This window comes from Paenibacillus daejeonensis DSM 15491, assembly GCF_000378385.1.
In the GTDB taxonomy this organism is placed as follows: Bacteria; Bacillota; Bacilli; order Paenibacillales; family Paenibacillaceae; genus Paenibacillus_D; species Paenibacillus_D daejeonensis.
In genome coordinates this window covers 35,123-54,641 of sequence record NZ_KB899674.1, presented here as the reverse complement: position 1 = coordinate 54,641, position 19,519 = coordinate 35,123, and the positions used below count along the sequence as shown (strand labels likewise).

The window sequence follows — 19,519 nt, the reverse complement described above, 5'->3', positions numbered from 1 at the left end:
GGACCCTGAGCCAAGACGATGCAACATGCTGCTCAGGGTCCGTTTTCTGTGCGGGTTGAGGCCACTAATCCAACAAATGAGGTGAGCCATAATGATTAGACATACAAGACGTATGGTCGCCGTGCTGCTCATGGTAGCCCTGGTCGCCGGCATGCTGCCCACTTATGCAGCCAGCGAGACGTTGGCAGATGACGCATCATGGGTTGCGGAGACGGAGAACGGCGGTGATTTCCCGCTGGCTGCAAACGGGTCTGCTGCGACGATATGGGTAGACGCCGCCGAAGAAGCACCGGTGCAGCGCGTCGTTGCGGATTTGCAGGCGGATATTCAGCGGGTCACGCAGTTGGACTCCCTTATGAGCAGCGAGACCGAACTGCCGTCCGGTCCAGTCATTATCGTGGGCACCCTGGGGGACAGCAACGCAATTCAATCGCTAATCGCTGAGGGCCGGATCACGCCTGATGAAGTGAGCGCCATTCAGGATGAATGGGAAGCCTACTTGATCAAGACAATAGACGCCAACACGCTAGTCATTGTCGGCTCGGATGTCCGCGGTGCCGTTTTTGGCGTATACGAATTGTCGGAACGGATGGGTGTGAGCCCCTGGTATTATTTTGCCGACGCTGCAATCCAAACGAAGAGCGAGGTCTATATCGCTGCCGACACGTCTGTGATCGATATGCCCGATGTGCAGTACCGGGGCGTGTTCCTCAACGATGAGGAGAAGCTCAGCCGCTGGGCCAAAGAGGTGCTCGGAGATCCCGAGACGATGGGCCCGCAAACGTATGCCCACATTCTCGAGCTGATCCTGCGCTTGAAGGGCAACTATCTCTGGGCAGCCATGCATGTCAACTCTATCAACAATGTCCCGGGCAACATCGATCTGGTTCAGCAATACGGTATCGTCCTGGGCTCCAGCCACCCGGATATGCTGTTGCGGACGAACACGCACGAATGGGATAGTTGGAAAAGGGCCTATGCCGCCCAGCAAGGCGTGCCTCACGACACGATTCAATATGACTTTACGGTGAGTAAAGCCGCTGTTCTGCAATACTGGCGGGAAAACATCGAACGTCACAAGGATACCGAAGCCCAATGGACGCTGGGGATGCGGGGCATTCATGACGAGCCTTTCAATGTGAAGAACATTATGGAGCCCGCCTATCAGTACCTGGGCGATGATCTGGAGACACGCAAGGCCGGACTGATGAATGAAATCATCCGGGAACAGCAGCGTCTGCTCCTCGAGGTACTGGGCCAGCACAACTACGACCAATCGTTTCAGGCACTCATCCCCTATAAGGAAGTGCTGCCGATCTACAATCACCCCACTTTCGATCTGCCTGACAATGTAACTGTCATCTGGTGCGACGACAATCACGGTATTATGCGGACGATGCCGGATGCTGGCGAACGCGCACGCCAGGGCGGACACGGACTCTATTATCACGTGTCGTACTGGGCTCCTGTCGATCAGAGCTACATGTGGCTCAATTCGATCCCGCTTGCTCTGATCGGCGAGCAGCTCAGCAAATCCTGGGAGCATAATATCCGCAAATCCTGGATTCTGAATATTGGCGATATCAAGCCGCAGGAAGCCGAGATGACCTTCTTCCTTCGTTACGGCTGGAATGTAGAGCGCTATAAGAACCAGCCCGAGCAATTCCTGAAGGACTGGATGGGCGAGCACTTCGGCGATCAGCACAGCGACGAGGCGGCGGCGATTCTCACAGCCTTCTACCAGCATACCAATGTTCGCAAGCTGGAGCATATGAAGGTGGGACTATTCAATCAGACGCATTTCGGCGATGAAAGCTCACGGCGCCTGGCTGTCTACCAGGACTTGTTCGAACGCGCCGCAGCGATCTATGACGCCTTGCCCGAAGGGCAACGACTAAGCTTCTATCAGATGCTGCAAGCCAAGATAAACTGGGCCTATTATGTGAACCAAGCGTTTTATTATGCCGACCGCAGCAATCTGGCATTTGATCAGGGCCGGATGACTTCTGCCGATACGTTCCTCCGACTATCGCAAGAAGCGGACCTGGCAAAGAAAGCGGAGATTGAACGTTACAGTACCATGGCTGACGGCAAATGGAAAGGCTTTATCGATCCTGAGCATGCACCGCCGCCCGTGATCAACCAGTTGCCTGCCGGCACACCGGCTTTGGTACTGAAGGAACCGGCTATGGGTGTCATCGTAGAGGGCGAGAAGCTGCCCCAGGAGAGCTCTCGACTCGTCTTCTCCCCTTACTATCCAAGCGACAAGTTCATCCTGATCTACAACAAGGGAGCCGGCAGCTTCAACTGGACGGCTGTCGCCAACCAGCCTTGGGTTCGGCTGACTGCAGACTCTGGAACGGTAAGTGATGAGATACGCATCCGGGTCGGCATCGAACAAATCGAGGCCCACCAAGGTGAGACGGCGGCCATTGTCATTACCGATGCGGATACGGGCATGAACAAGACGATTCAGATCACTGTTGAGAATCCGGAGCTGGTATTGTCTGAAATCGTTGGTTATGTGGAGGCGGACGGCTACGTCTCAATAGAAGCCGAGCACTACAGCCGGCTCAACTCGAACGGCGACCGAACCTGGCAGACCATCCGCAACCTCGGGCGGGCCTTCGGCGGGGACGTGATGCGCGCCTATGCACCTGACCTGGGCGCAGTGGACGAGACGGCAATCGTTGCGGCTTCACCCAGCCTGGAGTATGACATCCATCTGACTTCCTCGGGATCATTCCCGCTGGAGATCTACCGGATCCCTACGCTGAACTCGAAGGGAAAGGTACGCTTTGCCATATCTGTCGATAACGAGGCGCCGATTGTCGTAGAGTCGGAGGCCGCCGATGAAGGCCAAGGCACTGTATGGGTGAACAACCTGTTCCATATGATCGAGAAGCATGTGGTGGATCTGCCAGCCCTGTCATCAGGCAAGCATACCATCAAACTATGGATGGTCGATAACTTCATCATGATCGACAAGCTGGTGCTGTACACGGGGCCGGATGGGGTTATCCCTTCTGAGCTGGGCCCTGACGAAAGCTATCATCCTCAGTTTAATGCTGTGGTCCACCCTGGCATTGATCTGCTGCCTTGGGTGTCTGTACCGGCTGAACCCAAGAACATCCCGGCGGGCTGGGGAGCTGGAGCTTTTGTGGAAGCGGGCGGTCAGGTCAGCCTGGAAGCTGAATATGCCATGGAGCATGTGCTCGAATCAGAAAGTCAAATTACCGGGGACATGAAGGCCTATACCGTCTCCAAACAGGATAAGGCACCCGAGGTGCCGGGCAAGCTCCCCAACGTCTGGCGTCTGACGCAATCCGATACGGGCATGGCGATGCGCCTTCCTGATTTGGGCGGGCAATGGTCAGAGCTTCATGAATTCCCGGTCTACAGTCCTGAGTTGACCTACAAGATTCAGTTTGGTACGACCGGCACCTATCAGGTCTGGGTTCGATGGCGCTACGTGGACAATGCCTCCGATTCCATCCGGGGCGGGTTAAACGGCAGCAATGGCGACTTCTCGACGGACGTCTTCTTCTCCAACTCGCTGGATGAGAAATGGCATTGGAAGAACGTAGGCAAGGTTTCGGTTGATTCCGCGGATGAACATGCCTTCAGCCTGTGGATGCGTGAAGACGGCCTATCGATTGATCGCATCTATCTGACACAGGGGGCCGAGACGCCAACCGATGCCAGCTGGATCCCGTCTCTGAGGACCGAAAGCTCTACAGGCCAGCGCCTCCAAGCTGCGGTAGACGCCAAACGCGCCCTGCTCAAGGAAATATCCTATCCTGTCGCCGCAGGTCCCGGCAACTACAGTCCGGCAGCCTACGAGGCATGGATGGATGCGCTTGAGCAGGCGGAAGCTTTGGCCCAGAGCAACACGGTCACGCAGGAGCAAGCGAACGAGGCCTTGCTGGCCATGACGGCTGCAGAGGACGCGCTGCTGGAATCCTTACGCCTCACTGAAGACGGCGTGTTCTATCACGCCTACCGGGATTTCTCCGGTGATGAGATAGGCAAGTTCCCCCATGGCTTCTCGATTGAAGGTATGACGAATGGCGCAACCGCTACCGTGCAGGAGGAGGACGGGAACCGGTTTCTGCGTCTGACAACCACAGCGACCTCGGGCAAGGCCGACCTTTTCCTGCCTTATGTGGGCGAGGTACAGGCAACGGGAGAGGAGCGGATCGTCATCGAATACCGGGCCCGCTTCAACGGCAGCTTTCAGTATGCCAACGGCGCCATGGTGCGCAACGACAGCGGCACCGGCAATTACTCCATGGTCAATGCCTTTGAAAATGTGAATGGCGTACATGAGATGAAAGTGCACAAAGGCACATCCAATGCGGATCGGGTCAGCGTCAAGAAGTTCAATTACAATCAATGGCACACCTTTAAACTGGTGGCCAACTGGGACGCGCGAACCTATACCGTCTATATGGACGATGATCCTGTCCCGGTAGCAACAGACTTCCGCTTCCGCCACACTGGCGGAACAAAGCTGACGGGCCAGCGGTTCGGGTTGGATAATATGGCGGGTGGATCCATCGACTATGACGACTTCAAGGTTACAATAACCGGTATCGCCAAGATTGCCCCTGAAGGACTCGCTGCCGGCAACGAAACCGCTGAAGCGGCCGGGGACGGCAGCATCGCGGGGGTGAACGGCGCGATGGAATGGTCGGCGGACGAGGGCGCGAGCTGGACCCCTGTCGGCACGGATGCGACCGTCCTCACCGATCTGGCTCCCGGGACGTACTGGATCCGTTACCGCGCCACGGACACGCATCAAGCGAGTCCGCATGTGACGCTGACGATTCTGCCTTACGAGCCATCCACGGAGCCCGAGCCAGAACCGGTCACCGGCGTGCGCCTGAACCAGACGAGCGCCACGCTCTATACGAACCATGGCAGCGCCACGCTACAGCTCACCGCTCAGGTGGAGCCGGCGGATGCGACGAACCTGGATGTGACGTGGAGCAGCTCCAATCCGGAGGTGGCGTCCGTGGACGACAATGGTTTGGTTCGCGTCCGCTCCGTCGGTACTGCCATCATTACGGCGACGACCGCCGACGGCAGCTACACAGCCTCCTGCACTGTAACTGTCGCAGTGTATAACACGGGTGGCGGATGGCAAGGTCCGGTAGGTCCGGTCCCACCTGCCGAGCCTGATCCGGCCCCCGATACTGCTGAACCGGAAGAACCTGTCCAGAATTCAGACGGCAGTACGACGACCCGCACCACGGATCTTACGAGCGGAAGGATAACGGAGACGACGGTCTGGCCCAATGGCGACCGCAAGCTCGCTATCAGAGAAAAAGACGGCACCCTGTCGGAGCATTTCACTGGCCATGATGGCAGTAAGAGCGAGCTTCTGACCCGTCCAGACGGCAGCAGCCGCGCCCTCATCACGGAATCGAACGGTGTGCAGGTCGAGATTCTCACGAGTACTCGGGGAGAAGTGACAGCCAATGTTCAACTGCCGGTGGGCACAACACAGGCCTGGATCAAGCTGCCCGTGAAAGACGCTTCATCGTTCACGGTCGCTTACTCCGTCGACGCCGACGGCAGCCGAACGATCCTCGGCACCTCCATGCTGACCGAGGATGGACTCAGTTTCCTGGCTCGTGGTGATCTGTCGGTGCAGCTAATGGAGAACCCTATCGCCTTCAGCGATGTAAGCAGCAGCCACTGGGCGGCTGGCGCGATTGCCTTCACGGCCAGTCGCGAGCTGTTCCGGGGCACCGAGCCCGGCAGGTTCGATCCCGGAGCATCCATGAGCCGCGCCATGCTCTTCACTGTGCTGTCCCGGTTGGACGGCACCGAAACCGAGGGCGGCGAGCTCTGGTACAGCAAGGCGCAGGATTGGGCGATCGCGGCGGGAATTAGCGACGGCAGTGCGCCAAGCGCGGACATCTCCCGCGAGCAGCTGGTTACGCTGCTGCACCGGTATGCCGGAGCCCCTGCTGCTGACGGCGACAGCACGAGCTTCGCAGACAGCGGCGAAATTGCGGCTTGGGCGGTTCATGCAATGAATTGGGCGGTGGCGACAGGCATCCTGCACGGCAAGCCGGGCAATCTCCTGGATCCGGGGGCGTCAGTCACTCGGGCAGAAGTCGCCACTATTCTGGTACGGTTTATTGCTAATCGCAGCAGTAACTACTGAAGTAGTCCACATGAAACGGCTGCGCCGTCTTGAACGGCGCAGTCGTTTCATTGCGTTACTGCTCAGAAGTGGTTGCTGAACTCTCCCTGGACTGTCTATTTTTCCGCAATTGTGGGTAAACAAAGACAAGATGTTGAAACTTATGGAGAGAAAGGGTGTCTGAAGGATGAAAAACAAAGGAACAATTGGAACAGCGATTGCTGTATTGCTGATTGGCGGTGTGGTAGGGTGTGGATCGAACAGCGCGACCGAATCCCCGGGAGGATCGGCGACACCACAAAACGGTGCCACTGCACCTGCCGAACCCATGAACCAAGCGGGAACGGAGCAGCAGCTGCCTCTGGCGATTGAAGAGGTAGAGCGACTTGCGCTGGAGCAAGTCGATGGCGTAGGCTGGGTGCAGTCCATCCAACTGGAGAACGAACGCAACACCCTCTATTATGATGTAGAGGTTGAGACCGAAACGCATGATTATGACATCGATTTGGATGCTCTTACCGGCGAAGTGTTGTCTGTCGAGCAGGAGGTGGACACCAATACGCCCTATACTGCAACAGCGATCAGCATTCAGCAGGCTGTAACCATTGCCATGGACCACGCCGCAGGGGAGTTTCGTGACGTAGAACGCAAGCAAGATGCAGGGCGGGCTTATTATGAAGTAGAAACCGGCGAGAACGGAAAAGAAACAGAAGTCCGAATCGATGCAGAAACCGGGGATATTTTAAAAACCCAGGTTGATCGTTAGGTTTGATACCACCATAGTCCATTCCCTTGTCGCACCACACCCCCTGCTCGGCAGGGGGCTATTCCTGTTTGTTGCCCACTTTATGCATGCTCGCAACACCCCATCGATCCGTGAATGGTTGGCGGTCATTGGCTAGTCGACACGACATGGTGGCAACTCGCGTACCGTGTACGACCGACATGGTGTCAACTCGCTTACCGTGTACGACCGACATCTCTTGCTAGTTTTCTCCTGTTTGTCCTTACCTGTTTGACCTTATCTTGATTGACCTTACCTGGCCTTGCTAGCTTGCCCTTTCTTGCTTATACTCCCTTGCTTGACCTACTCTTGCTTTAAGCCTTCCTCTGCTCTAACGGCCACAGGTGCGCTTATTTGGTCAATATGGAGGTGATTTCTGGGCTAACGGACACCAGCGCGCTTATTTAGTTAATATGTAGCGTGAAACTAGAAGAAAAGAGGAAATAACGGCGCTCATGTCCGTTAGACTAGAAAAAGTCCTGATTCGGGTCAAATAGCGGCTGTGGTGGCCGTTAGCGTGGTGGCGGGAGGCTGTAGTCGGGGGACGTGGCTACCTGTTGAGCGCCAAAGCCCCGCTCGACTGCAAATCCTGTTCCGCCTCCCTCCTGGACAGCTCATCAGGAGCACTAGGGAATTATGATGTCACATGGCTCTGCAACTGATTATGCAGTTGCTTCTTATCCTGCTTGCCCAGATGCGTATATGGCATCTGACGCAGGAAGGCGATTTCCCGCGGCATCTGGTATCGGGCCACCCGTGGACGGAGCCAGTCCAACAGCTCTGCTGCGGTGAGTCCGGCACCGGCGTCGGCTTGCACATAAGCCTTCAGCCGCTGTCCGAACTGCTCGTCGGCCACGCCGATGACGGCGGCGTCCTCAACGGCAGGATGCTGCAGGAGGATGCGTTCCAGTTCGATGGGATAGACATTCTCGCCAGCAGATACGACCAGATCGTCCACTCTACCGCACAAATAATAGTAGCCCTGCCCGTCGCGATAGGCCAGGTCCCCGGTCGCGATCCAGTGCGCGTCCCTGCCTAGCCGCCACCAGTTGGTGCTACTGACATGCAACGGTCCAATGCGACCAGCCTCCGCCTCCTGTCCCTCTTCACTTCCTATTCGCCTCCTCCACCGGCGGCTGCTGACATGCAGCGGCGCGTCACGCCCCGCCTCTGCCTCCTGTCCTTCCTCGGTCCGGATGCGCAGCCGGAGACCCTGGATGCCGCGTCCGATTGTACCGGCGTCGCGCTCCAGCTCCTGCGGTGTAGCTATACTGACCAGCCCTGCTTCCGATGTGCCGTACAAATTGTACAACACCGCCCCCAGTCGTTCTGCTACTTCAGCTGCCAGCCCGGGACGAAGCTTGTCACCGCCCGAAGCGATACAAGCGAGCGAGCGTAGGGACGCGGCATCCTGCTTCAGCATTTTGTCCAGCATGAGCGGCACCACGGTGACCACCTCCACCCCCTGCTCCCGAATCAGGCAGCAGGCCTTCGCCGCGTCGAAACGCTGCGTCAGCACCATTTTTTTGCCCAAAGCAGTCCATAACAGCAGAATTGCCAATCCGTACCCGTGGTAGATAGGTGTGGCTATATAGGCCACGCTATACCGGGTCAGCCGCATACGGGTGAGCATTGTTGCCAAAGGATTTAGATAGTGGAACAAGGACGGCTTGTGTGGGACTCGCTTGGCCTTGCCTGTCGTGCCGCCTGTCAGCAGCATGAAGCGACTGGTCGATGTCCGCCGCACCCGGGAGTTCGTATCGCTGGCGGTATGAAGATGCAGGTTATTAATCGCTGGCAAGCGCTCATGATAGCTGTGAAGCACGGCCTTCGTATACGGCGATTGCTCCAGCGGGGCCGCCCACTGCGCATCATGAATGACCAGATCGAAGCCGTGCTCCTGCTGCAAGGCGTGGAGCCCTTCGACGCTCATCTCCACATTAAGCAGGTAGATGTCCGCCCCGGTCTGCGACACGGCAAACAGCGACTTGACCAGTGCCGCGTGATTGCTGCACAGCAGCCCTACCTTGCGCCCACTTCCCAACTGGTAACGCTGCTGCAGAATCTGTGCAAGCCGCTCCGACTCGGAGAACAGCTGCCGGTAGCTCCACTCCCCATGATCATCGACCAGCGCTGGGGCTGCGCCGTAAGTGCGCTGGGCAATGTTCAGCAGCGCCATCACATTGATGCCGTAACGGAACATAGTGCTCAGCAGTCTGTACAAGCCTTGAGGCGTGAACATCCTCAGCTTGACCATCACTTCCGCCAGTCTAAGAAGACCCATGCTTATCCCTCCTCTTGCGCAGCACACCCGGCATTACCCTCTCCCACACACCCCTCCCCGTCAGGGAAGCCAACTGCCCGAAAACAAGCCACCACGGACTCCACCGACTGCGCCTACTGTAGATCGACTTGGCGATCAGCTGCGAGACATGGTCTGCACTCATGGCAGGCATATCGCGGTAGGAGGCCGTCGGCTCGATCATCGGTGTCCGAACTAATGGAAGATAGATGGAGGTTGTGGCGATGCCCATTGCATGCAGCTCCGGTGCTGCGGAGCGGAGCCAGGTGTCGAAGGCCTGCTTGGAGGCCTGATACGCGGCCCAATAGGGCAATGGAATCAAAGCCGTATTGATCGTCGAAATATTGATAATCTGTCCTTTTCGCTCCCGAAGTACCGGAATCAGCGCCAGCATCAGCCGAACCGGTGCAAAATAATTAATGGCCATGGTACGCGTGAAGTCATGATACCGTTCCAGTGACGCCTCGATTGGACGCCGGATGGATAACCCCGCATTGCTAACGAGGATATCTAGACCGTCCGGCAGCTGCTGCAGCTGAGACAACACCGCGTTCATCTCGGATTCGTTCCTCAGATCAGCGGCGGCTACAACGACCTTCGCCCGCATCGCAGGATCGCCCTCAATCCCCTTTTGCATGGACCGCAGTTTGTCCTCACGTCTGGCAATTAGAATCAAGCGCACCTCATACTCGCCCATCAAATAAGCCAGCCGCTCGCCAATGCCGGAGCTGGCACCAGTAATCGCAATCGTCTTGCCGCGCACACAGGCAGCCAGCTTCTCCCGGTCCAGATGCACGGGTGGGAATAACAGCTTCTCCAGCAAGCTATAATCAGGCATATCGGGCAGCGCCTCTCTTCATGCAATAAAATGCCAATCCACACCACATACGTTTACCTTACCATGTCTCTAGTAGTTGAACAAACGCAAGAAAGAGGTGTAAGATGGATGCACCGTTTCTTACTATCCTTATCATCAGGATGTGACCACCATGTTCAACGAAATCGTCGTCAACCTGGACAGAATGATTCCCGATTGGCATAACGCCTCCGAGCGGGTCGGCTGGAATATTCTTGTGTTCATGCTGGAAGGTCAAGCGCAGTATCTCATCAATGGCGAAGAGTTTGTGCTCAGCGCGGGCGAGATTCTGTTCATTCCCATCTACTCCATTCGCAGTGGACGTAATTATGACGGGCAGCCCCACCTCAAATACACGGTATTGTTCACCCAAGTGACAGCGTTCGAGGATGAACCGGACTTCATACAGAGCCATGAATACCACGTGATTCGTGTAAGCAATATGGAATATTACAAGCATCGCATTGAAAAAATATTCACCGAGCTCAGAGAAGGACACCGCACGAAGCATTATATCTGCAAGGGTATCCTCCAGGAATTGTTGGGCCTGCTGGGCAAAGAGATGAGTGAATCCGACATCGCCCCGATGAAGCTTCACTTCGTAAAAACACTGAAAAGCTATATTATCCATCATTATCGGGAGCCGATCGAGATTAACGAGCTGGCCAGGCTGATCCACCGTTCTCCGAACTACACCACATCTATCTTCAAAGAGGTGATGGGGCATTCGCCCATCCAATATGTTCATTATTTAAGAATTATGGATGCGTGCGATTTCTTAACCGTCACCGATATGACCATCGCTTCTATTTCTGACTACCTGGGATACTATGATTCGGCGTATTTCTCCAAAACCTTTAAAAAAATCATGTCCATGTCGCCCCGCGAATATGTCAGAAAACAAACCTCATCGCGTATCCAAAGCTAGGCCGAAGCTGGTTTAACCACAGCAAAAAGACTGCCCTCGTTAAGGACAGTCTCCGATTCACAGCTTCTCTTGCGGATGCCGCTGCTGCAAGAGCGGAATGGCGTGCGAACGGCCGGTGCTCTCCAGATGCCTGGCATACGCTGCCAAGTGTCCACGCGCGTGATAGGGTCCCCCCTCCCGCATGACCGTCCACAGCGGATCAATATCATCCGTCATGGTCATCATCGCATCATCATGCCATTCGTTTAACAGATAGACGGCTTCCCGGCACAGCTCGGGCCGAGCTGCCGCGAGATTATGAATTTCATGCGGATCGTCCTTGAGGTTGAACAGCATTTCTTTGTCAAATAAATGATAGCCGTCATGGTAGGTGCGAATATATAAGTAATCGCCAAACCGTACACTGCGCTGGCAGACATGGGCACACTGGGAGACGACCAGATACTCGCGTCCGGCGTCTTCCCCCCTGAGGATAACAGGGGCATAGCTCTGTCCATCCCAATCCGCGGGCGCAGGTTGCCGGAGGATCTCCGCTACGGTCGGCAGCAGATCCAGATGGTAATGCAGGCCATGATCCACATGCCCTTGAATGGCGCCAGGCCAGCGCATAATCATCGGGATACGGCAAGTGCCCTGATCCGCAGTCCCGTGTTCCCCGTATATGCCTAATTGCCCCATATTTTCTCCGTGATCCGACGTAATGATAATGACGATCTCATCCATCACCCCTTGCTGCTCCAAATGATCAAATATCTGCCCCAGATGCGAATCCATATATCGGATGCCGGAGTCATAGCCGTCAATCATGCGGCGGAGTTCGTCGTACTGTTCGATTTTGCCGGGATGGCGCGGATAGTCGGGAGATACGTTGTCGTTATACATGTTGATCTCATGCACGCTATGCGGACCGATTTTTTGCTTATGCTGCTCGAATACATCCTCGGTCAGCCAGGACGGAATGGGTTCATTGGCGAAGGGATTGCCGAATGGCTCTGGCGCACGGTAAGGGGTGTGGGGATCCCAGTAATTAACGTATAGAAACCAATCCTCCTCTTGATCTTGTCGATCCAGCCACTGCAGAACGGTAGGCGTTACCTCTTCCGCGGACTCCATCCCATTTTTCCCTGTATCATAGATCTCTTGAAATCCGGCATAGAACGTGTAGGTAGAATGCCGTTCGGCAAACGGACTAATCAGTGCCGTCTTCATGCCCTGCGCTTTGAAAATGGCCGGTAGAGAATCGGTATGCAGCTTACTCTGGAATTGCCGGCTTTTTCCCTCCAGGCGCTGATCTGCCGCTGTCCCGCCGTGCCCCACCGCTCCATTATGAATACCGAACTTGCCGCTCATCAGTGCATTCCGAGAGGGGCAGCAGGGGGCATCCGACGTGTAATAGTTGGTAAAGGTCACCCCGCTGTGCGCGATGCGATCAATATGCGGCGAGGTATTGCGGTGATAGCCATAACATCCCAAATGCTCCGGATTCGTAGAGTCCAAATCTAACAATAATACCTTCAATCGTCTTGCTCCTTTTTTGTTCAGACTTAACCTTGCATCTCCATGGCCGCTAGCCCTTGATGCCTGTGGTGGCAATGCCTTGTACCAAGAAACGCCGGAAAAACAGGAAGATCACGAGTTGCGGCAGCAGAGACAACGTAGCCATCGCGAACATTGCTCCCCAATCAATCACAGCTGACGGGTCAGAGAACATCCGCAGCCCCAGGGACACCGTGTACAAGGATGTAGCGTTTAAATAAATGAGCTTTTTTAAAGTATAGGCAATCTCTCTAAGAACTGACTATGTATAAAACTTCAATAACTTGTACGATTCTACGACTGCTTTGCCCGAGCTAGCGTAGGCGGGCAACAGCTTACGAAAACTAACCTCGATTTACCGGTTTCCTCAGTCCGGGTTAAACGCAAAAAGCCGCAGGTACCTCATCTTTTGTTATGTAACGCACACCTCGCAACGGCAATGATAATTGCAAAAATACAACTATTATTCTGAAACCTCTGATATTCCAGCTTGCTAAGTGTATTATTACAATAAAAGAACCACCAACAAGCGTATTAGTTTGGTTCTGCGCCTGCGTTCGCAAAGATATCAGCCACTCAGGTTCCGGCTTGCTACGGAACAACGCCTTAGCCAAACTCCAGCCCGCGCCATATGTTTGTCGCAAACTGCAAGTTAATCGCCGGGCTTGTGGTAAAGACAAAAGTACAACTAATAACCTTAGATACTAGCTAAATGACGCAATTAAAGACAAAAGTACAGCTATCCAGTCCCTTTTTGTCAATATATGGATATTTCGGCGAAATGAACTGCATTTTTGTCTTTACGAGCTGGCTAATCACGCCTGAGGCCAGATATAACTGTATTTTTGTCCTTACGACCCTTGGCGCATCATCCCTGAGGCCAGATGTAGCTGTAATTATGTCTTAGCGATCTGGTGCATCAGGCAGCTAAGTCCCTATACTTTTGTCCCCCGAGCACACGCACACACGCACACCACCACTCCTCCCTCGCGCCGCCAGCTAAGTAAACTCTAACCATACAAAAATAGACCCTCTCGGGTCTACTAATTGAAGCCCCCGTTGACACGAAGGGTCTGTCCGGTAATCCAGCGGGCTTTGTCACTGGTCAGCAGCTCGATGGCATTGGCGATGTCCTCGGGCTCCCCAAGACGGCCAAACGCGTTCATCCGGCGGAACGAATCGACCAGCTCATCGGATTTGCCAGTCAAAAACAGGTCGGTCGCCACTTGTCCGGGCGCAATACAATTAATGGTGATGTCCCGTGGTCCGAATTCCTTGGCGAGCTGGCGCGTCATCTGCTCCACCGCCCCCTTGGTAGCGGCATAGACACTATAGGTCGGCAGCATCGCGCCGGTGACGGATGTCGAGAAGTTAATGATGGTCCCGCCCTCCGCCATCCGCTTCATTGCCTGCTGGCAGGCAAAATAGGTTCCCTTGACATTGATGGCGAACTGACGGTCGAAGGAGTCCTCGGTGACTTCAGCAACCGCTTCGCACGTCATCACTCCGGCATTGTTGATCAAGATGTCCAAGCGGCCAAATCGGCTGTCGACCTCCGCGAACAGCTTCTCCAGCTCGCTCATCTTGCTGATATCTGCTTGTACCGCCACCGCTTCGCCACCAGCTTCGATAATGGCTTGCACGACGTCCTCCGCCTCGCCGCCGCTGGCCGAATAATTAACGACCACCCTCGCGCCCGCTTGCGCCAGTTGAATCGCGATCTGCCGCCCGATTCCCCGTGATGCGCCAGTCACGATCGCCACTTTTCCTCTCAGACTCATAACGTTTCATCTCCTCTGCAGCTTCTGAATTCACCTCCTATTATACGCTTCGCCGACGATTAGCCGTTAGTCGATCTCTATTCTTTCCTTGCCTATTCCTCTACGCTCGCAGTATGATAGGGAACACCTACATCACAAGGAGCGTGAACCCATGGAGCCTGCTTCTATACCCGACCCGCCGAATTCGGATACGCTGCATCGGCTGGCTCAGCTGATTGCTGCTTATGCACCCGCAGACGGTACCCATCAGACGGCGATCCCGGGGCTGAGTCTGCTGCGCGCTTCGCAGCCCAGTGCCCGGATGGAGTCCGTCTACAAGCCGTCCCTGTGCATCGTTGCCCAGGGAGCCAAAACCGCCGCTTTGGCAGAGGAGCTGCACCGCTACGATCCCGCATCCTTTCTCGTCACCTCCGTCGAGCTGCCGGTCGTCGGCCACATCGTGGAGGCTAAGCCCGAATCTCCTTATCTGAGCCTGAAGCTGACCTTCGATGCGGACATGATCTTGGAGCTTGTCCAAACTTCGCCGGTGCAGCCTGCTCCTACCGATCCGCGCGGCATCCGCGTGAGCCGGGTCTCCGAGTCGTTGCTGGAGGCTGTCGTCCGGCTGGTGCGGCTCCTGGAAACCCCGCAGGACGTGCCGGTGCTGGCACCGCTCATGATCCGCGAGATTCTGTACCGGGTGCTTCAGGGGGAGCAGGGGCCCTGGCTCCGGTCCTTTGCCATTCCCGGCAGTCAGGCGCAGCGCATCGCGCAGGCCATTCGCACGATTAACCGCGACTTCGACCGCCCCCTGCTGGTCGAGCAGTTGGCCGGCAGCGTGCATATGAGTGCGTCTGCGTTTCACAAGCATTTCAAGCGCATCACGCGGCTGAGCCCCCTGCAATACCAGAAGACCGTACGCTTGCAGGAAGCGCGCCGGCTCATGCTGACTGAAGCGATGCAGGCCGCCGATGCCGCCTACCGGGTAGGCTACGAGAGCCCCTCCCAATTCAGCCGGGAGTATGTCCGGATGTACGGACAATCCCCGGCACAGGACATGCGCAGCCACCGCTAGTTTTACCCGCATCATCTTTCATCGTTACCTGGTATAAACAACCGGAAAATCATCGCCAGTCAATCGTTCCCCGGGCTGTACATGAATATGCTTGCTCATCGGATGGTTGCCAAGGGGCTCGTAACGGATATTCTCCGGCATATAGTGAACCGCGATGGCTCGCCGCTTAAGCTCGGAAGTGTTAGGCAGAGAGCCATGCCAAGTCATACAGTGATGATAACCAACCTGACCTTTCTTAATCTCGAATGGCACCGGCTTGATCTCGATGCCCGGGGGCAGCAACTCAGGACGTTTATGCTGCGGCATATGATCAGACCCGTGAAGCAAATACCTTTGATGATCTCCCCATTTGTGACTGCCGGGAACCATCCACATGCAGCCGTTCTCGATTACCGCATCGTCAAGCGCGACCCAGGCGCTGATGAGCTCGGAAGGTTGAATAATCGGCCACAGTGGATGATCCTGATGCCACCTCGTAGGTCCGCCTGTAATTGGAGGCTTGTATTGGATTTGATCATGCCAGATGCGCAGCTCGTTCGAACCCGCGAGCAGCGCAACATCCTCGCATACCGAACGATGAGCCGCATGTTTCCGATAAAGTTCACTAGCCATCCAGATGTTGACTACCTGCACGATGGTCTCGCTCGCTTCCATGACCATCCCGTAATCGCTTTTGTCTGCCAGATTGCGATTGAGGACCGGCTTGTTATCCGATTTGCCTTCGAGTACGAGATCCAGCTCCAGGCGCAGACGCTCGACCTCCTCGTCGTTTAGTACAACCTCTCCCTTAACAAAACCGTCGCGTTCAAAGCTTTTTACTTGCTCTGGTGTCAGCATGCATAATCCCCCATCCCTGGTCGTTTGGCAGCCGATCTATCGGCTACAAGGTCAAGTGTACCAGCGCGCTGAAGACAAGTCGTTGCAGGAAAGACTATAATAAGTTGTAGTTTTCTAAGGTCTATACGAGATGAAGGGAGAGAGACCAATGGAGCAAATCCGTTCGCTTGGCCCCATGAGCATGCTGCTCCCCGCGGTCAATTATGCCAACATGCATATCGCTTCCCCAGGCGTAAGTTACGGTCCACGTACGATTCCGGATCATCAGTTTGTTTTCGTAGTCTCCGGCTGCATGGATCTGTCGATCGGCGACGGGGAATATGAAATTCATCCCGGTGAGTTTGCTTATTATGGACCAGACACGCCCCATAAGTTGTCTATCCGTGCGGATAGACCCGCAACCTTTATCAGCGTCCACTTTGATTGGCATCGCATGTCCTCCGAGCCCATGCATCCCGGTCCAAGAATCAAAAATATCCAGAAGGGTCCTCCTTTTGAAGCAGGACCCTCCTGGGAGATTGAAGTGGAGGGTTACGGCGGCATCCGTATTCCCTTTCGCTTTCGTTATATGGAAGCGGAAAGGATTCTCCATCGGATCGTACAGGAATATAAGGAAGCGGAGCACGGCTACTCCCTTGTATTACGCGGATTGCTGATGCAGTTGATTACAGATATCGTCCGTCATGAAATAGACGTGTCGGCCCCTTATCCATCCAAACAAACCATGATCAGCAATGCGTTGCAGATGATCCAGGAGCATCCCCAGCAAGCGTGGAGTATATCTCAATTAGCTAAAAGCTGCGGCTATCATCCCAACTATTTTTCCCATTTATTCAAAGAGGTCATGGGCATTTCTCCAAAGTCTTATATGATACAAAAACGAATGCAATGGGCAAAAAAACTGCTTCTAGAAGAAGAGAAAATCGAGGTCGTCGCCAGCAAGCTGGGTTATACCTCGATTCATTACTTTAGTCGACACTTCAAATCCATTACGGGCATGGCGCCGTCTACGTATCGACTATATGGCGGCGAAGATCATAACAAACTCTGATTTAATGCAGCGACACTTCGCCATGATTCACTTTGACAACAACTCTTCCGCAAGGCAGAGGTAATGACAATTCTAAATCGGGCATATGGGGCGGAAGATTAGGGCGCAGCAAGATGCTGCTCCAGCCTGGCTCGGCTGGCTGTATGCCAAGAATTTCTTCTACGATAATCGGAATCGGCGAGCTCGCCCAAGGGTGGCACAGACTGGTGTTCCACTTAAGTTCTTTTGACCAAGCCTCGAAGCAAGTGGTGGCCCCCTCCTTTACCATGTTCGCCCAATAACCGGACGTTACAGTTCCAGTACCCGAATGGTTAGGATCGGACGAGGGATATTCATGTTCCTCCTGGCTTAGAATGGTCTCCCAGATTGCCGTGTACTCGCCGGCAGCAGCAAGCGCACGCAAATAAAAATAGGCCATGTATACGCCACAGGACAGACGCTTCTCTTTGAGAAATGCCACGACGCTTGCTTGATTCTGCTCGGGCACCATTTGGAATGCCAGCGGCAGCATGTTGGCATGGAGCGAATGATGTGTCGAACCAACGGCGTCCCGGAATAAACCGGTCTCCCCATTCCAAAAAGCGCTATGAAAGGCGGCATCAAATGCTGCAACATCGTACAGCGGGCCTTCTTCACCCGCTATTTTCTTCAGTTCATTGGTGCTATTAAGCGCATCACGATAAAAAGCATTGATGACATTATGACAGCCTGGCCCTACCGGCTTCGTCAAAGGAAAATCGTAACCATCCAAGAAACCTACGGGCCAGTCCACCAGATTCCACTTGTCATCTACCTGATGCAGCAGACCATCGTCCCCGGCAAAAGCTGCAAAATGAGCAATCAGCCCTTGCGCATAGGGCAACATTTGTTGAACAAACGCCTTGTCCCCGCTATGCTTGTAGTACATCAGCACCTGCATAGGCCATTGCAGGGAGTAGTCGGCGATCTCCTGCATTAAACTACCGGAAGTGACAGCCATCATGCCTGGGCAAATCGATGTGGTGGCAGCAAAATCCTCCAAGGTTTTTCGGAATAACCGCAAATCACCGCTAACATAAACATGAGACTGGGCAATGATTGTGTTATCTCCCAAATAGCCGCCCTTCTCTCTGGAAGGACAATCCGTATAATAGTCTTGTGTGCCATACACAACTGCCTGCCGGCAAATACGCCAGATGTCTTCCAGCAGCCGCGAATCGGATTGCAATTGTCCATTAGCTTCATCGACTGGATAGTGGCGAACGATTGCAACGATGCTTTCCTTATCAATTCTTGCACGGGGAGGCGTGGTGATCTCGGCATAACGGAAGGCCTTATAATCAAACCACTCTAAGACATCTGGATCAGCCCCTGATAACGTCCACTCGTCCCGATAATCGCAATTGCAACGCATGGCGTAACGGACCCTGCCATTATCCAGCAGCTCTTCACCGCAGCCAATCTCCACCACTTGCCCCGCCTGCCCCGTAGCCTTCATTTGTATAGCTCCCGTGATCTCCTTGCCAAAATCAATCCAGAGCCTGTCTTCGCCAATCTCACGGATCTCCGCAGGATACAAGGTTGTGAGCTGTACCGGAGGCGTGGGCTGGACTATCAGACGCATATCCTCCATGTCCGGTTGCACGACTGCATAGGCCCACTGGCTATCGTCAAAATCCAGTTCGCGCCAGTCCTCATCTTTCAATCGGTTGTCGATATGCTCATGGTATTGCGTATCATAGCCCAAGGTTGTCTTGGCCACGTATTCCTGTGCCTTTTTGATCCGCCAGCTTGTATCGCTCACCAGAAGCGTCTCGCCATCCGCCTCCAGGCTGGCCCACAGCCCATGCCGGAAATCTCCGGAGGTGTAAGATCGGGAGATTTTACCATGGTAGTAAAGATGTACGGCTATCACATTGGGGCCCGGCTGCAAATAAGATCCAACGTCTATGTTCTGGTAATAATATCTATCCGGATAACCCTGCGCAGGACCTTCAGCCACGTACCTACCATTAATGTAGACTTTGCAGTAGTCGTCGGCACTGATAGAAAACGTTGCCCGCGCGGGGGAGGCATTGCCGTATTCAAAACACTTGCGAAGCAGCAGATGATGATTGAGCAATTCGTCAGGATGGTGCTCTGTTCCGGGAGCGGAATGCATTTCTTTATGACGAATGTCCTGCTTGCGGTAAGTTGCAAATACAGGATCGCCAATCCAGCTTATCTGGTCTTTGTTATTCATAATCACCCATCC

General features: G+C 54.7%; 12 protein-coding genes. 5 read left to right on the top strand and 7 right to left on the bottom strand.

What is annotated here, in order from left to right; genetic code table 11:
• Nucleotides 1-91: 91 nt before the first annotated feature.
• Nucleotides 92-6,178 (top strand): glycosyl hydrolase 115 family protein, encoded by a 6,087-nt coding sequence (locus F556_RS0128280; protein WP_020620365.1) that lies wholly within the window; start codon nucleotides 92-94, stop codon nucleotides 6,176-6,178.
• 166 nt (nucleotides 6,179-6,344) lie between these two features.
• Entirely contained in the window at nucleotides 6,345-6,923 is a 579-nt protein-coding gene (locus F556_RS0128275; protein ID WP_020620364.1) for a PepSY domain-containing protein, read from the top strand.
• A 652-nt stretch (nucleotides 6,924-7,575) separates the two neighbouring features.
• On the opposite strand, the gene F556_RS0128270 is transcribed toward F556_RS0128275, so the two are convergent.
• Nucleotides 7,576-9,225, bottom strand: coding sequence for an AMP-binding protein (locus tag F556_RS0128270; protein ID WP_020620363.1), 1,650 nt, complete (start codon nucleotides 9,223-9,225; stop codon nucleotides 7,576-7,578).
• Nucleotides 9,212-10,081: an SDR family NAD(P)-dependent oxidoreductase gene (locus F556_RS0128265; RefSeq protein ID WP_020620362.1), complete on the bottom strand. Its 870-nt coding sequence runs from the start codon at nucleotides 10,079-10,081 to the stop codon at nucleotides 9,212-9,214. Before F556_RS0128265 ends, F556_RS0128270 begins: the two co-directional genes overlap by 14 nt.
• Nucleotides 10,082-10,232: 151 nt before the next feature.
• Here F556_RS0128265 and F556_RS0128260 point away from each other — a divergent pair, with 151 nt between their 5' ends.
• Nucleotides 10,233-11,027 (top strand): helix-turn-helix domain-containing protein, encoded by a 795-nt coding sequence (locus F556_RS0128260; RefSeq protein ID WP_020620361.1) that lies wholly within the window; start codon nucleotides 10,233-10,235, stop codon nucleotides 11,025-11,027.
• Between the two features lie 57 nt (nucleotides 11,028-11,084).
• Here the strand turns inward: F556_RS0128260 and F556_RS0128255 are convergent, their stop codons facing one another.
• From F556_RS0128255 to F556_RS0128245, 3 genes are all read right to left on the bottom strand, one after another.
• The gene (locus tag F556_RS0128255) at nucleotides 11,085-12,545 is read right to left on the bottom strand and encodes a sulfatase family protein (protein ID WP_020620360.1); all 1,461 of its coding nucleotides are present in this window, start codon (nucleotides 12,543-12,545) and stop codon (nucleotides 11,085-11,087) included.
• A 49-nt stretch (nucleotides 12,546-12,594) separates the two neighbouring features.
• A complete protein-coding gene (locus tag F556_RS37405; protein WP_211222651.1) occupies nucleotides 12,595-12,765 on the bottom strand; it encodes a hypothetical protein in 171 nt (56 codons plus the stop codon).
• Nucleotides 12,766-13,606: 841 nt separating this feature from the next.
• Nucleotides 13,607-14,344: an SDR family oxidoreductase gene (locus F556_RS0128245; protein ID WP_020620358.1), complete on the bottom strand. Its 738-nt coding sequence runs from the start codon at nucleotides 14,342-14,344 to the stop codon at nucleotides 13,607-13,609.
• Between the two features lie 151 nt (nucleotides 14,345-14,495).
• On the opposite strand from F556_RS0128245, the gene F556_RS0128240 reads away from it, so the two are divergent.
• Nucleotides 14,496-15,398 (top strand): AraC family transcriptional regulator, encoded by a 903-nt coding sequence (locus F556_RS0128240; protein WP_020620357.1) that lies wholly within the window; start codon nucleotides 14,496-14,498, stop codon nucleotides 15,396-15,398.
• A 24-nt stretch (nucleotides 15,399-15,422) separates the two neighbouring features.
• On the opposite strand, the gene F556_RS0128235 is transcribed toward F556_RS0128240, so the two are convergent.
• Nucleotides 15,423-16,235 carry a phytanoyl-CoA dioxygenase family protein gene (locus tag F556_RS0128235; protein ID WP_020620356.1) on the bottom strand — a complete coding sequence of 271 codons (813 nt, stop codon included), beginning with the start codon at nucleotides 16,233-16,235 and terminating at the stop codon, nucleotides 15,423-15,425.
• Nucleotides 16,236-16,383: 148 nt separating this feature from the next.
• Here F556_RS0128235 and F556_RS0128230 point away from each other — a divergent pair, with 148 nt between their 5' ends.
• Complete coding sequence (locus F556_RS0128230) at nucleotides 16,384-17,286, top strand: AraC family transcriptional regulator (protein ID WP_020620355.1); 903 nt, start codon at nucleotides 16,384-16,386, stop codon at nucleotides 17,284-17,286.
• Between the two features lies 1 nt (nucleotide 17,287).
• Here F556_RS0128230 and F556_RS0128225 read toward each other — a convergent pair whose 3' ends face one another.
• Nucleotides 17,288-19,507, bottom strand: coding sequence for a family 78 glycoside hydrolase catalytic domain (locus F556_RS0128225; RefSeq protein WP_020620354.1), 2,220 nt, complete (start codon nucleotides 19,505-19,507; stop codon nucleotides 17,288-17,290).
• Nucleotides 19,508-19,519: the final 12 nt, after the last annotated feature.